This is a genomic window from Commensalibacter sp. M0268 (assembly GCF_016101925.1).
GTDB lineage: Bacteria > Pseudomonadota > Alphaproteobacteria > Acetobacterales > Acetobacteraceae > Commensalibacter > Commensalibacter melissae.
In genome coordinates, this window is the sequence record NZ_JACFPQ010000001.1 from 43,098 (window position 1) to 56,047 (window position 12,950).

Sequence of the window (12,950 nt, forward strand, 5' to 3'; positions counted from 1 at the left end):
TATTTGAAAAAAGATTCAATGTTTATAGAAAAAGCGTACGCCAAAATAAACCTTTTTTTGCATGTGACGGACAAACGTCCTGATGGATATCATATTCTGGATAGTCTGGTTGTTTTTCCTGATGTAGGGGATGAATTGATCCTGTTTCCAGTTTCAGGTAAAGAGGACAGACTTGTCGAGCTTGAAATAACGGGGCAATTTGTATCGCAGTTATCTCAGGAAAATCAGGACGATAACCTGATTGTTAAAGCAGCATATAAACTTGCAGCATGTACAAAACAACCTTTAAAGCCTGTTAAAATCCAACTGATTAAAAATCTTCCTGTCGCCTCAGGAATTGGTGGTGGATCTGCAGATGCAGCGGCTACTTTACGGTTATTGATGCGTTATTGGAATCTTGTAATTGACAATGATTCATTACAGAAGATTGCATTACGATTGGGGGCAGATGTTCCCGTTTGTCTTAATCCGGTCACACAACGCATGCAGGGAATTGGTGAAGTCATTTCGAGGGATATAGAAATTCCCTCTTTTGGTATGATTTTAGTGAATCATGGAGAAGGGGTGTCAACGGCGGAAGTGTTTAAGAAGCGTCAATCTTCTTTTTTTGACAAAGTTAATTTGAAAAATAGTTTCGATAATGTTAATTCATTTATTCATGATATAATGACCTATGATAATAATTTACAGGAGCCTGCTATTTTACTAAATTCTAAAATTGAAAAAGTTTTGGAAGAAATTAGGATGTTACCCCACTGTCGCTTGGCACGAATGAGTGGATCGGGTGCAACTTGTTTTGGATTATTTGAAACGGTTGAGCAAGCACAAAAAGCGGCAGAGATTTTATCCTCAAAATATTCTTGGTGGATATGGGGGGGGAAAGCTATTCATTGATTTAAATTTTATAGATATAAAATATTTTAGAGGGATAAAGAGGGTTACAAATGGCTATTGATGTGAATATACGGATTACGGAAGACCGTAAAAAAACAATTTTAACTTTTTCACCTGATAGTGGCGTAACCGGTCAATTAGAATTAAATCAGCTGGAACTGGACAATCTTATCCAAGCTTTGGGATCTGTTCGATGGATGATGGCAGAAGGTCAAAAAATAGCTGAAATAACCGGGGCGCAGATCAAACCTGCATATCAAACCAAATGGGCAATTCAGAAGAATATTGAAAAAGCAGAAACTTTACTTGCTTTTCAACATCCAGGGTTTGGTCCACTTGGGTTTGTTTTATCTGACCAACAAGTTAAGGAATATGTCAAGGCATTACAAAAAGGTCTGAAAATCAAGAAATAAATGTTATAGTTAGATATATTTAAAAGCGATAATACCCGATATAAGCAATAAGCAGATAAAACTGGTTACCCATATTAATCGCTTTTCAATAAAATCCTGAATAGATGACCCAAAAAAATAAAGTAGAACAGCTTCCAGGAAAAAACGGGAGCCTCGGGTAATTAAACTTGCGAGCAGGAAGGGTATCAGGGCAAAATGTGCCGCACCGGCAGTAATGGTGATGAATTTATAGGGGATCGGTGTTAATCCTTTGATTAGAATAATCCATACGCCATATGTATTGAATTTATCCTGCAAATTGATGAGTTGCTGTTCTGCGTGATAGAAATGAATGATGGGCATTGCAAGATAATGAAGTAAAAAAGCACCTATTATCCATCCCAATAACCCTCCGACAACACTACTTAAAGTTGTAACTGTTGCATATAGCCATGCTTTGCATCGTTTAGCGAGAATCATTGGACAAAGGAGAATATCCGGCGGTATTGGGAAAAAGCTTGCCTCGGAAAACGCGGTTAGCATAAGCCAGAATATCGCGTACTGACTTGCGGCGAGTTGTAAGGCGCGTGCATAAAGATGTTTGAGCATAAAATAAATAAATGTTTTATATTTGTATAGATTGAGGTTAATGTAACGAAATTCGTTTCGGGAAAGTTATTCTATAAGCATAACGACTGCACATAATCCATGAGGAATACGATTATGTAAAGTAATATCTCCACCTTGTCCGCGAATAATATTTCTGGCGATTGAAAGTCCCAGTCCAGTCCCTCCTGTAGAACGGTTGCGACTTGTTTCCATACGGACAAAGGGTTCAAAAACATATTCAAGATTTTCCTGTTTCAATCCGGGTCCATCATCTTCGATCAATATGAAGATATGTTTGTCTTTCTGGTTATAAAGTGATGGGAAGGGAGGTTTTGAGGTTAGCGATACAGTAACATTCCCTCCATAATTAAGCGCATTATTCATTAGGTTTTGTAGGGCTCTTTTTAGGTTGATCGGACGAGCCTTGATTGTATAACTGGGTAAGGGATGGTGAAGACGGATTTGATCAATTTTATCCGGATGGGTTTCCTGTAATTCATGGATAAGGGTTTCAATCAGGCTTGTTAAATCAAGATTGATAACAGGTTCATGATGCGTATTGTCACGTCCGAATGCCAGGGTCGCATCAATCATTTTTTCAAGTTCATCAAGATCTGAGATAAATTTTTTTTGTAAATGTTTATCATTGATAAATTCAGATCTTAATTTCAATCGTGTAATCGGTGTGCGCAGATCATGACCAATTGCCAAAAGAAGTTGTGTACGATCATTTACAAAACGATTTATACGCCGTGCCATATCGTTAAATGCCCGTGCGGCTTGGGCAACTTCTTCTGGTCCAGATTCAACAAGAGGAGTGGCATTGACATCTTGTCCCAGCCTTCCCGCTGCTGCGGCTAATGTACTGACAGGGGCAATTAATCGTCGAACACTCCACAAAGTAAGCAGGCTTGTTGCTGTTGCCATGATAAAAAAGCTGATCGGAAACGTTGCTGATTTGAAAGGGTTTGGTGTGGTTAATTCATATATGATGTTTAACCATTGTTTATCATCTGGTAACTGAAATGCGATTGCATTTTTATGTTTGTCTGGATCAGAGGTGGCAATAATTTTGGTTGGACGTAATTCGGGTGGGAACAAGATTGTTGTAAGAAGGTGGGAAACAGTTTGTTCCAATTTAGGGGAAGGGAGATTGACATTTTTAAGATTGGGTTCGTTTGAAAGAAAAATGGTAAATCCATGTATTGGATCTAGATCATTAATCTCATCGGACCGATCCTTGCTATCGACTTCCGAAATATCACGATAAATAGCTGTTGCGCGATTTACAGCTTCCTGTTCTTGGGTGAGGCGATTGAAATCTAGCCGATCCAAAGTATTGATTAACAAGCCACATGCCTCGATCAAACCCATCCCAATGATTAAGATCAAGGCTGTACGAGCTGCTAGAGAATAGGGCCATAAATGCCACTTTCTTGGTTTATGTTGTGACATAGTGAATGGGTAGGGCCAACAAATAGCCCCCTCGGTGAACGGTTTTAATTATTTTTGGCTGGCGGCTGTCATCTTGCAGTTTTCGACGCAATCGGCTTAATGTAACGTCAATTGTACGATCGGTGGAAGGAAGCTGATGCCCATATAGAATTTCGGATAAAGTTTCCCGGGTAACAATTTCTGGGGCATGTTCGATTAAAGCAATTAACAGGTCATATTCCTTGCTTGTCAGGGAAACCTCAACATTTTGAGGATTCAGTAGCTGTCTGTGAAGTAAATTGACCTTCCAGTCTCCAAACTGGATGATTTTCTGTATGTAAGGGTTGTGAGCGAATTGTTTACGTTGTGAACGATGCAAAACGGCATGGATACGGGCCAGTAATTCTCTTGGGTTGAAAGGTTTTGCCATATAATCGTCGGCACCTAGTTCTAGCCCGATAATCCGATCTGCTTCGTCTCCCATAGCGGTTAACATAATGATAGGAATATCAGCTTTTTTTCTTAACCAATGGGCTATCTCGAAACCACTTTCCTGAGGTAGCATAAGGTCAAGAATCACAAGGTCAAAATGATTGTTTTTCCAAATTTGGCGCACTTGCTCCCCATTATATGCATAGGAAACCTTGAAATGATGTTTTTGCAAGAATTGAGAGAGCAGATCTACAATTTCGTGATCATCATCAATTATTAAAAGATGTATAGTTTGTTCCATAAGATATCAAAAACAAGAAAAGTTAAAATCTGGTCAGAATAGATAACGTGATTAAAGGCAAATATTATTTATTAACAAAACTTTGAGTAATGATGTTTTTTCTTTTGGAAACCATTTTATAGTGAAAATCAATTAAATTAAAGTAAAGGATAGATTATCATGATACCAGAAATAAAGCCTAAAGAGGCTTGGGATTTGTTAAAAAAGGATGGGCAGGCTCTGTTAATTGATGTCAGAACGCCGGAGGAGTGGGAACAGGTCGGCTATCCAGAGTTATCATCTCTAGGCAAGGAAGTTATCAAGATTAGCCTACAAGACAGGATGGGAAATAGAAATGTGAATTTTATACGGGAGTTGAAAAAAACTGTAACGCAATTAGATCGGCCTTTATTATTCCTATGTCTTATGGGAGGACGAAGTCGAATCGCTGCAATCTTGGCAAAAGATGAAGGCTATAAAAATGTTTATAATATAAAAGAAGGTTTTGAAGGGCCAGCAAATGTCAATGGAGTAAGGGGGACAATTGCTGGTTGGCTAGCAGATAATTTACCTTTCACGAAAAAATCTTAAATAATTTTCACATATTTGTAGAAGGGCTTGCCTCTGCATCATATACGATTTCAATGACAATACACCAGGGATAACGATAGTCATAGCTTGCACCATTTGCATTGGATATCATGCCCTGAGTGTCAACAGGTACATGGGTCAATGCAACGGAATCATTTACGTTGCCGCCAATAATACTGATTTCCTTGCCAAAAGGTTGCATGTTCTGGTTTGTCATAACGACAATACCGCAATGTGCAGGAAATCCGTATGTTGTGGGAAGTGTATTAAAACGGATAGTGTTCCGGCTTTTACCTCTGGCGGTACAAATCATGTCACCCAGTTTTGGTGCATAAGTGGCTGGATCATGTCCCCTTAAGACAGGAGATGTTCCAGAAGCGGCCGCATTAATATAGGTTGAATGATTGGGTGAATAGGGGAAACGGTCATTTGCACCTGCAATTCTCATGATATAAGAGATAAAAGCCGCGGACCAGGCATAATTTCCATCGTTGATAAAGTTGAAAACGGTTCCATTACTATTATGTTTTCCAGTATAACTTCCTTCTTTCATGCCGGGATCCATACCGATCCACCAATATTCACCTACCCGTTGCCATAAACCAGATGAACGTTCAGCCTTTACATCCGGACTTGTTGGTTCAGGACGCTGAAGGGGATCTTCATCGGCAATGGGTTGGTTAAATACGCGCCATTCGCGTAAGGTTAACGCTACTACTTCCTGGCGGGAAAAAGGTTCATAATTTCTAACTGCAAAATCTGGAACACGGTCATTATAATAATATCCGACCGGTTTTTGCGATGATGCTGTTTGTTGAGTTGGTGTTATACGGGGGTTATTTGGTGGTCCACCACAGGCGACAAGAAACGTAAGGAAAAAAACCGAGATAATTTTACGGATCATTTTAATAAATCATCTTGAATGTTAAAAAGATTAAGAAATGAATATATTATCTCTGATAATTAGTCTTTTTGAAATGATTTTTCTTTCGTAAATAATGTTATTCAAAACAAACTGTGGCTTTAAAACATCTTCATTTTACGATAAGGAAAGGAATCGTTGTTATCCTGACTAAACTGTCATGAATTTTAAAATTATTATTAAAAAACGTATTACATAAATATACTAGGGAAATAGGGGAAGATATGATTATTACCCATGATTTGAACGAGTTTTTAAGGGAGAGAGGGCATTCGGACATGATTGATGTATCCTTTGTTCCAACGATGGGAGCTTTACATGAGGGTCATCTTGCTTTGGTAAAGAAAGCCAAGAAAATAGCCAAACATTGCATTGTAAGTGTTTTTGTCAATCCTTTACAATTTGATCAGAAAGAGGATTTTCTTCGATATCCTAAACTTGAAAAAGAGGATGTTCATTTGCTTGAACAAAATCAGGTCGATATAGTGTGGTTTCCAAAAGTCGAGGATATCTATCCAAAAGGTTTTGACACGCGTATTGAGATAGGTGGACCAGCTTTACAATGGGAAGGTGCATTGCGTAAAGGTCATTTTTCAGGCGTTGCAACCGTTGTTTATCGATTGTTTTCTTTAGTCAGACCTAAATTTGCCTGCTTTGGGGAAAAGGATTGGCAACAAATTCAGGTGATTCACAGAATGGTAAAGGATTTGCTTTTACCTGTTATTTTGGTGAATGTGCCAATCGTGCGTGAAAAAGATGGTCTTGCAAAATCATCCAGGAATCGTTTTCTTACGAGTGAAGAGCGTTCGCGAGCACCGTTTTTGTATAAAATATTACAAGAGGCTTATCTAAAGTTAAAAAGTGGAGGTAATATTTCACTTATTTTATCAAACGCAATAGAGGCATTGGAAAAAAAAGAGTTTAAAGTGGATTATTTTTGTGCGGTTGATGGAAATTCTCTACAGAAAATAACCAAGTGGAATGATAATGCACGTCTTATTGCAGCGGTAAAACTGGGAAGTGTACGATTATTGGATAATATATGAAATTTATTTTCCATTTATTTAATTGAAATGGAAAATAAGTCATGGTTTAGTCAATTGGTTGATCATCTCGATAAACGCGTTCCTTTCTCTCATGTTGTTCTTGAGCTTCAATGGAAAGAGTGGCGATGGGGCGGGCCTCTAGCCGCTTCAAACTGATGGGTTCTCCTGTTACCTCACAATAGCCATAAGAACCATCTTCAATTTTCTGAAGTGCGTTATTGATTTTTGCAAGCAGTTTTCTGGCCCGGTCATGAGTGCGCAGCTCAATTGCGCGGTCTGTTTCAGAACTGGCCCGGTCATTGAGATCAATATCAACATTTTTGTCTTCTGAGAGATGATTAAGGGCCTCAGTTGAATTTTGCAAAAGAGAATCCCGCCAATCTTCCAATTTCTTTTTAAAATATGCAAGCTGACGAGGATTCATGAATTCCTCATCTTCAGAAGGGCGATAGTTTTTATCAAGCGGTAACGTATTCATTATGCACCTGCTATAGATATGGAATAATAAAGTAGCCTAAATTACTTTTATTAGAGCTTTATAATAGCGAGTAACTATTTCGCCAAGTAAAAAAAATAAATTTTAAAAAATAGTGGGTAAATTAATAAAAACAAGATTTTGAGTCTAAAAATGTAAAAAAAATATTTTTTTGAAAAAATATAAAAAAAAACTTGAGATTCGTCAGTGAAGGGGTCATATACTAACCTAAATATAACGGTGGTCGTTATTTCGCGGAATATATGATATATTATTGATTAGGACAAATTCTGTTTGATTACTAGAACAGGGTTCGTTTCTGATTGAAGTTTATGTATGTTCTAGTTTCACTTTATTCTTTGGCCCAAGGGGGCATATTGCCCAACAGGCCGTCTACTGGTTTAGGGGTACGTGATGAACGGACTTGCTCAACTGGGGATGGTCTCGGAAACTCCGAGAAATAACCAGGTTTCAATTGATTTTTCAGAAAATATGGAAGATCGTAAAGATTATTTTATTGTTAAAGATGGTATGCGTTTTGCAGGAACGCATCTTCTTGTTGATTTGTGGGATGCAACCAATCTGGATAATCCAGAAGAGATTGATCGCATCTTGTGTGAAGCTGCTGTTGTAGCTGGGGCCACGATATTACACAGTCATTTTCATCATTTTTCACCGAATGGTGGGGTTTCTGGTGTTGTTGTTTTGGCGGAAAGCCATATTTCCATTCATACTTGGCCAGAACGGAATTTTGCTGCTCTGGACATTTTCATGTGTGGTTCTTGTGATCCGTATCTTGCCATTCCTGTTTTACAACATTTCTTTAAACCTGAAAGAATTGTACTGGACGAACAGAGGCGTGGGAAAGAAAATTTATAGAAAAACGATATTTCTATAGCAGTAACAAACACTGGACAAAAGAATATTGTCCAGTTTTTTTTGTCATTCAATAAAGGTGAAAGCAGAATTTAATGTCTTTTAAATGGGTTGATGAAACGTTGTATCCGGCCTGGAAACAAAGCTTCCGTGCTGATAGGGAAATCGTGCATAAAAAATCTTTATTTCAGGATATACGCATTATTGAAAATGAAGAATATGGCAAGGTTTTATTCCTGGATGGCGTGACCCAGATTACTGAAAAAGATGAATTTGTATATCAGGAAATGCTTGTTCATGTTCCCTTGTTGACACATGGCAATGCAAAGCGTGTTCTGATTATTGGTGCTGGAGATGGTGGGGTTTTACGTCGGGTTTTACAGCATCAAACAGTTGAAAAGGCGGTTATGGTGGAGATTGATGGGGATGTTATCGCTCTGTCCAAGGAATTTCTGCCTGAAATTTCAAAAGATTGCTGGAATGATCCACGTGCAGAAGTGATTATTGGGGATGGTATCCAGTATGTTGCCGATGCGCCAAAGGAAAGTTTTGATGTTATAATTGTGGATAGCACTGATCCAATTGGTGTTGGTGAAGTTTTATTTACGGATGATTTTTATCGAAATACAGCCAGAATTTTAACTGGAGACGGCCTGATTGTGAATCAATGTGGTGTTCCGTTTATGCAGGCCGAGGAATTGCGGGAAACCAGTTTGCGTCGTAAAAAGTTCTTTTCATATGTATCGGCTTATGTCGCTGCGGTTCCAACCTATGTGGGTGGATTTATGACGTTAGGGATTGCAGGAAAAAAAGAAAATCAAACCAATCAAACAGTTGATATAATTAAGCAACGAGCAAAGGTGGCAAAACTTGAAGGATTGACACGGTACTGGTCTCCAGATGTTCATTTGGCATCTTTTTGTCTCCCGCCATATATTAAGGAAAATTTACCATAATAACAATGTGGTTTGAAAATTAAGGATTCTATTTCATGTAAAAAAACGTATAGTTTACAAATGGTCGGATTTTATGACAATCTGGATTATAGTTTAAAGAATAGAATACATTAATTTTTTTATAAAATTTTCTGATGGCAGGTTGGTAAGAAAGGAAAAGAATATGGCGGCAGCAATTATTTTCTTATCAACCTGTATTGTTTTACTGGTAATGTATTCCATAATCTGTGCGTTATGGGATGTGATATTGGGGCGTTGGAGCAGAGAAGAACAGAAAAAAAATTTTCAACAGGATCTTAATGATTTTGATGAATGAAAGGACAGGTTGATTCATTATTATGAGCATAAATGATCATTTCCAGATTGGTTTAATGCGTCATCCACCTGTTCAGGTTCCTGTTGGCATGTGTTACGGGCATTCAGATATACCTTTACGAAATGGATGGGAACAGTATGTTTCGATTCCAGAAGGGTTTGCAATTGATCAGATTTATACCTCCCCTTTGTCACGTTGTCTCAAGTTGGCCCGTGCCATTGCATTGCAATATCAGATCCCATATCAGGAAGATAGGCGCTTGATCGAATTGAATTTCGGTTTATGGGAAGGAAAAAAATGGGATGAAATTCCCAAGGAATTCATTGATGCATGGGCAGAAAATCCTTGGGATTGGCAGATTCCGGAAGGAGAAACAGGTCGGTTACTTCTTGCTAGGGTTATTGAAATTTGGCATGAAATTAAAAAAAAGGGTCAAAATATTTTGATTGTCTCACATGGTGGCCCTTTACGGCTTTTAAGGCAGATTGCGTTAGAAAAATCAATTGAACTGTTAGGTCCATTACCAGATTTTGGTCGAATTGAATTATTTACCTTTTCAAAACATTATTTAGATAAACAACAAATTGCTTGTAACGAGTAAAGCGGTTGTGGATAATACCTGAACAGCGCCCAGGCAATCCCCGTTATATCCTTTAATATGGTTGTTGATAATCAAGCTGGATAAAAAACCGGTTATAAAGGAAACCAAAAGATACAAGATTGTAAATTTCCAGTTTAAGAAATAGAGACATATGCTTATCGTTACGGTGAAATGAATGAAACTGGAAATAAATGGAATATGATCAAGCTGACTGGCCATACTTTTTGATTGAACAGGGGAAAGGATAAAAATGGGGATCAACATGGATGATCTGGATAAAACCGCAATGGCTGTTAAAAGCGGAATAATTTTCTGATGAAGTGTCATTAGAGAGATCAAGGAGGTGATCTGTATTCCGAGTACAATTAATAATGTTAGAACCCCGTATGTGCCTAAACGGCTATCTTTCATAATGGTCAATTTTTGATCAATACTATGTCCGCCACCAAATCCATCTGCACAATCTGCCAATCCATCCTCGTGTAAACAGCCGGTTAGCAATAGATGAAATCCTAATGCTGAAAAGGCGATAATTGACGAAGATAGAGTGGTGAAAGAAAGGGTATAAATAAAACATCCTTCAAGCCCACCGATAAAAGCGGAAATAAATGGCCAAATCCATATGGATCTGGCAAATGAAAAGAAATGAAAATCATTATAAATATAATGAATTGGCAATCGTGAAAAAAAGGAAAGACTACTGAAAAAATCAGTTATGACTTTCCTTATGAAAAGAAAAATCATTTAGGATACGGTAATCCGGCCTCATCATAGGTGGACATACCTCTATAACAGGCTAGGGCACCTTGAAGAATTGGAATGGTTATTGCGCATCCGCTGCCTTCTCCCAATCGCATATTAAAGGCTATCAAAGGATATTGGTTCAGGTTTCCGGCCAATAACAAATGCCCTTTTTCTGCAGAAAGATGGCTGATTTTTGCATGATCAAGACCTGACGGGTTTAGCTTTTGCAATGCAGCAACAGCGCTGGTGCAAACAAAACCATCTAATAATACCGGAATATTGAGATAACGAGCAGCCAAAGTGGCCCCCAACAAAGCCGCTTCTTCATATCCACCAAAGTGGCGGCAAATTTCAAGTGGGTCATCGAGAATATCCTGATGTTTGGCTAGAGCCTCATCAACAATACGCTGTTTGTTCTGGATATATTCAGGCGATTGACTTGTGCCTTTGCTGACCCATTGGGCACCATTTCCACCAAACAGGGCGGCACTCAAAGCGGCAGCTATTGTTGTATTGCCAATTCCAACTTCCCCTAAACAAAGCAGATTGATATTGGGTGTTACGGCATTATATCCCGTCTCGACCGCCTTAAGGAAATCATGTTCTGACATGGCCGCTTCATGACAGAAGTTTTTGGTTTTCTCAAAATGATTTAGAGGGATAATACGCAGTTCTGCTCCCGCAGTTTTTGCCAGCTGGTTAATGGCTGCATGTCCCTGTTCGATCTGGGTGACCATCAATTCCGTAACGACAGCATTGTAGGGTGTGACACTTTCGTCGGTAATGCCATGGTTTCCAGCAAAAATCATGATACATACCTTATCGAGGCTGGGCATTTCTTTTTTTTGCCAGGATGCTAGCCATGCAACCAGATTTTCAAGTTCTCCTAAACTGCCAGGAGGTTTTAAAAGGTTATTCTGGCGGGTAAAAGTGGCCTGTTCAGCTTTTTTATCCTTTTCGGGCAGTACAAGGCACAATTTTCTTAATTCGGTAATAGACTTAAAGTGTTTCATGATTTTAATGCAATACTATGGAAAAAACAGCCTGTAACTTTATTACGTCTTCCACCTTCCGGGCCAAGATAATTGTCTGTTCCATCGCTCAGTAAGGCATATGGCTGGTCAGATCCTGGATCTGAAAGGGTTGCGTAATGAAATTCATGGCCATATATTGTAAGATCCCCGTTTTGGTTAGGTAACCTCGCTATACGATATCCTAAATGAATTTTAGGTTTTGCATAACTGCAGCTATGGCTGAGCAGCCCACTCATTCTATGTGCTTGCCCGTTTTTGTCAATGAGGCTTTTCCCCATAACCATATATCCCCCGCATTCACCATGCACAGTTTTAGTTTGGGCAAAGTTTTGTAAACCCTGTAAAAACTGATTGGCATTGGCAATTTTTTCAGCATATAGCTCTGGATATCCTCCTGGTAGCCAGCAACTATCACATTTTTCTGATGGTGCCTCATCTTGCAGTGGAGAAAAAAAATGGATGGATGCTCCCTGCCGATGCCATCCATCAAGAATATGGGGATAAATGAAACTGAAAGCGAGATCTCTTGCGATTGCTATTCTTTGACCAAGGGGTGGTAGGGCAATAATTGAATTGTCTGATGGGATGGAAAGCTGAGGAATATATGACAATAATTTATCCAGATCTATATTTTCTTCAATAAAATCAGCCAGAAAATCAAGGTGATTATCCAGATCCTCATGTTCTTCGGCTTGAATTAATCCCAGATGCCTTGTCGGTAAATGAAGTTTTGAATTACGGGGAACACTGCCCAATATCGGAATATTAATCCGGTCAAAGGCAGCTTTGGTATTTTGATAATGACGGGGGGATGCCACATTATTTAAAATTACACCGAGAATCTTGAATTTCGGGTTTATATTGGCGAAACCATAGGCAATAGCAGCGGCCGATTGCGCCTGACCAGTAATATCCAGAACCAATATGATTGGAATCTTGTAGCGTATTGCCAGATCGGCTCCACATCCTCTTTTGCCTTCTTCATTTTCGATGCCGTCCAAAAACCCCATCGAGGATTCAATGATGAATAATTCTGCGTTTTTTGTTGAGGCATTAAATAAATGGTCAAGTAAAGGAAAAGGCATGGCCCAGCTATCTAAATTAAAGGATATGTTTTGCGTTGCGATGGCGTGAAAGGCGGGATCGATATAATCTGGTCCTGATTTTGCCGCACGAACATGTATGTTTTTACGGCGTAAAGCAGTTAATAATCCTAGGGTGATGGTTGTTTTTCCACTTGCCGATTTGGGAGCGGCGATCATAAATGCTTTGATAGAATGCGGTTGATTGTTCATATAAATATTTGAACTTGAATGAAAAAAAGTTTATTGATGATAGAAATAACCTG

At 38.7% G+C, this 12,950-nt stretch carries 16 protein-coding genes; 8 read left to right on the plus strand and 8 right to left on the minus strand.

Features of this window, described 5'->3' with window-relative positions:
- The first annotated feature begins 18 nt into the window (after window positions 1-18).
- Together H3R28_RS00195 and H3R28_RS00200 are read left to right on the plus strand one after the other, a co-directional pair.
- Entirely contained in the window at window positions 19-894 is an 876-nt protein-coding gene (locus tag H3R28_RS00195; protein WP_198209460.1) for a 4-(cytidine 5'-diphospho)-2-C-methyl-D-erythritol kinase, read from the plus strand.
- 50 nt (window positions 895-944) lie between these two features.
- The gene (locus H3R28_RS00200) at window positions 945-1,307 is read left to right on the plus strand and encodes a hypothetical protein (RefSeq protein WP_110438549.1); all 363 of its coding nucleotides are present in this window, start codon (window positions 945-947) and stop codon (window positions 1,305-1,307) included.
- A gap of 9 nt (window positions 1,308-1,316) precedes the next feature.
- On the opposite strand, the gene H3R28_RS00205 is transcribed toward H3R28_RS00200, so the two are convergent.
- From H3R28_RS00205 to H3R28_RS00215, 3 genes are all read right to left on the minus strand, one after another.
- Window positions 1,317-1,895: a YqaA family protein gene (locus H3R28_RS00205; protein ID WP_110438548.1), complete on the minus strand. Its 579-nt coding sequence runs from the start codon at window positions 1,893-1,895 to the stop codon at window positions 1,317-1,319.
- Between the two features lie 66 nt (window positions 1,896-1,961).
- Window positions 1,962-3,350 carry an ATP-binding protein gene (locus H3R28_RS00210; RefSeq protein ID WP_155565903.1) on the minus strand — a complete coding sequence of 463 codons (1,389 nt, stop codon included), beginning with the start codon at window positions 3,348-3,350 and terminating at the stop codon, window positions 1,962-1,964.
- A complete protein-coding gene (locus H3R28_RS00215; protein ID WP_110438546.1) occupies window positions 3,337-4,062 on the minus strand; it encodes a response regulator in 726 nt (241 codons plus the stop codon). Before H3R28_RS00215 ends, H3R28_RS00210 begins: the two co-directional genes overlap by 14 nt.
- Window positions 4,063-4,221: 159 nt before the next feature.
- Between H3R28_RS00215 and H3R28_RS00220 the strand changes: the two genes are divergently transcribed.
- Entirely contained in the window at window positions 4,222-4,632 is a 411-nt protein-coding gene (locus H3R28_RS00220) for a rhodanese-like domain-containing protein (RefSeq protein ID WP_155565902.1), read from the plus strand.
- Between the two features lie 7 nt (window positions 4,633-4,639).
- Here H3R28_RS00220 and H3R28_RS00225 read toward each other — a convergent pair whose 3' ends face one another.
- A complete protein-coding gene (locus tag H3R28_RS00225) occupies window positions 4,640-5,536 on the minus strand; it encodes a DUF2272 domain-containing protein (RefSeq protein WP_155568467.1) in 897 nt (298 codons plus the stop codon).
- 242 nt (window positions 5,537-5,778) lie between these two features.
- Here H3R28_RS00225 and panC point away from each other — a divergent pair, with 242 nt between their 5' ends.
- Window positions 5,779-6,600, plus strand: a complete 822-nt coding sequence (gene panC, locus H3R28_RS00230) for a pantoate--beta-alanine ligase (RefSeq protein ID WP_198209459.1) — start codon at window positions 5,779-5,781, stop codon at window positions 6,598-6,600.
- A gap of 46 nt (window positions 6,601-6,646) precedes the next feature.
- On the opposite strand, the gene dksA is transcribed toward panC, so the two are convergent.
- Window positions 6,647-7,078 (minus strand): RNA polymerase-binding protein DksA, encoded by a 432-nt coding sequence (gene dksA / locus H3R28_RS00235; RefSeq protein ID WP_110438542.1) that lies wholly within the window; start codon window positions 7,076-7,078, stop codon window positions 6,647-6,649.
- Between the two features lie 411 nt (window positions 7,079-7,489).
- Here dksA and speD point away from each other — a divergent pair, with 411 nt between their 5' ends.
- The 4 genes from speD to H3R28_RS00255 all read left to right on the plus strand — a co-directional run bounded on the left by speD (window position 7,490) and on the right by H3R28_RS00255 (window position 9,824).
- Entirely contained in the window at window positions 7,490-7,954 is a 465-nt protein-coding gene (gene speD / locus H3R28_RS00240; RefSeq protein ID WP_110438541.1) for an adenosylmethionine decarboxylase, read from the plus strand.
- 92 nt (window positions 7,955-8,046) lie between these two features.
- Window positions 8,047-8,907 (plus strand): polyamine aminopropyltransferase, encoded by an 861-nt coding sequence (gene speE / locus H3R28_RS00245; RefSeq protein ID WP_198209458.1) that lies wholly within the window; start codon window positions 8,047-8,049, stop codon window positions 8,905-8,907.
- Window positions 8,908-9,070: 163 nt separating this feature from the next.
- Window positions 9,071-9,223, plus strand: a complete 153-nt coding sequence (locus H3R28_RS00250; RefSeq protein ID WP_155565898.1) for a hypothetical protein — start codon at window positions 9,071-9,073, stop codon at window positions 9,221-9,223.
- Window positions 9,224-9,245: 22 nt separating this feature from the next.
- Window positions 9,246-9,824: a histidine phosphatase family protein gene (locus tag H3R28_RS00255; RefSeq protein WP_198209457.1), complete on the plus strand. Its 579-nt coding sequence runs from the start codon at window positions 9,246-9,248 to the stop codon at window positions 9,822-9,824.
- On the opposite strand, the gene cobS is transcribed toward H3R28_RS00255, so the two are convergent.
- From cobS to H3R28_RS00270, 3 genes are read right to left on the minus strand one after another with little or no spacing between them, the layout of a single operon-like run.
- Entirely contained in the window at window positions 9,792-10,568 is a 777-nt protein-coding gene (gene cobS / locus H3R28_RS00260) for an adenosylcobinamide-GDP ribazoletransferase (RefSeq protein ID WP_198209456.1), read from the minus strand. The two genes, H3R28_RS00255 and cobS, sit on opposite strands and share 33 nt — an antisense overlap.
- Window positions 10,565-11,581: a nicotinate-nucleotide--dimethylbenzimidazole phosphoribosyltransferase gene (locus H3R28_RS00265; protein ID WP_198209455.1), complete on the minus strand. Its 1,017-nt coding sequence runs from the start codon at window positions 11,579-11,581 to the stop codon at window positions 10,565-10,567. The genes cobS and H3R28_RS00265 overlap by 4 nt, the downstream gene beginning before the upstream one ends.
- Window positions 11,578-12,897, minus strand: coding sequence for a cobyrinate a,c-diamide synthase (locus H3R28_RS00270; RefSeq protein WP_232351189.1), 1,320 nt, complete (start codon window positions 12,895-12,897; stop codon window positions 11,578-11,580). Before H3R28_RS00270 ends, H3R28_RS00265 begins: the two co-directional genes overlap by 4 nt.
- Between the last annotated feature and the right edge of the window lie 53 nt (window positions 12,898-12,950).

Coding starts and splice junctions, on each gene's coding strand:
- H3R28_RS00205 (WP_110438548.1), bottom strand. CDS start 1,895: ATGCTCAAACATCTTTATGCACGCGCCTTACAACTCGCCGCAAGTCAG.
- H3R28_RS00215 (WP_110438546.1), bottom strand. CDS start 4,062: ATGGAACAAACTATACATCTTTTAATAATTGATGATGATCACGAAATT.
- cobS (WP_198209456.1), bottom strand. CDS start 10,568: ATGATTTTTCTTTTCATAAGGAAAGTCATAACTGATTTTTTCAGTAGT.
- H3R28_RS00250 (WP_155565898.1), top strand. CDS start 9,071: ATGGCGGCAGCAATTATTTTCTTATCAACCTGTATTGTTTTACTGGTA.
- H3R28_RS00255 (WP_198209457.1), top strand. CDS start 9,246: ATGAGCATAAATGATCATTTCCAGATTGGTTTAATGCGTCATCCACCT.
- H3R28_RS00265 (WP_198209455.1), bottom strand. CDS start 11,581: ATGAAACACTTTAAGTCTATTACCGAATTAAGAAAATTGTGCCTTGTA.
- H3R28_RS00195 (WP_198209460.1), top strand. CDS start 19: ATGTTTATAGAAAAAGCGTACGCCAAAATAAACCTTTTTTTGCATGTG.
- dksA (WP_110438542.1), bottom strand. CDS start 7,078: ATGAATACGTTACCGCTTGATAAAAACTATCGCCCTTCTGAAGATGAG.
- speE (WP_198209458.1), top strand. CDS start 8,047: ATGTCTTTTAAATGGGTTGATGAAACGTTGTATCCGGCCTGGAAACAA.
- H3R28_RS00210 (WP_155565903.1), bottom strand. CDS start 3,350: ATGTCACAACATAAACCAAGAAAGTGGCATTTATGGCCCTATTCTCTA.
- H3R28_RS00220 (WP_155565902.1), top strand. CDS start 4,222: ATGATACCAGAAATAAAGCCTAAAGAGGCTTGGGATTTGTTAAAAAAG.
- panC (WP_198209459.1), top strand. CDS start 5,779: ATGATTATTACCCATGATTTGAACGAGTTTTTAAGGGAGAGAGGGCAT.
- H3R28_RS00200 (WP_110438549.1), top strand. CDS start 945: ATGGCTATTGATGTGAATATACGGATTACGGAAGACCGTAAAAAAACA.
- speD (WP_110438541.1), top strand. CDS start 7,490: ATGAACGGACTTGCTCAACTGGGGATGGTCTCGGAAACTCCGAGAAAT.
- H3R28_RS00270 (WP_232351189.1), bottom strand. CDS start 12,897: ATGAACAATCAACCGCATTCTATCAAAGCATTTATGATCGCCGCTCCC.
- H3R28_RS00225 (WP_155568467.1), bottom strand. CDS start 5,536: ATGATCCGTAAAATTATCTCGGTTTTTTTCCTTACGTTTCTTGTCGCC.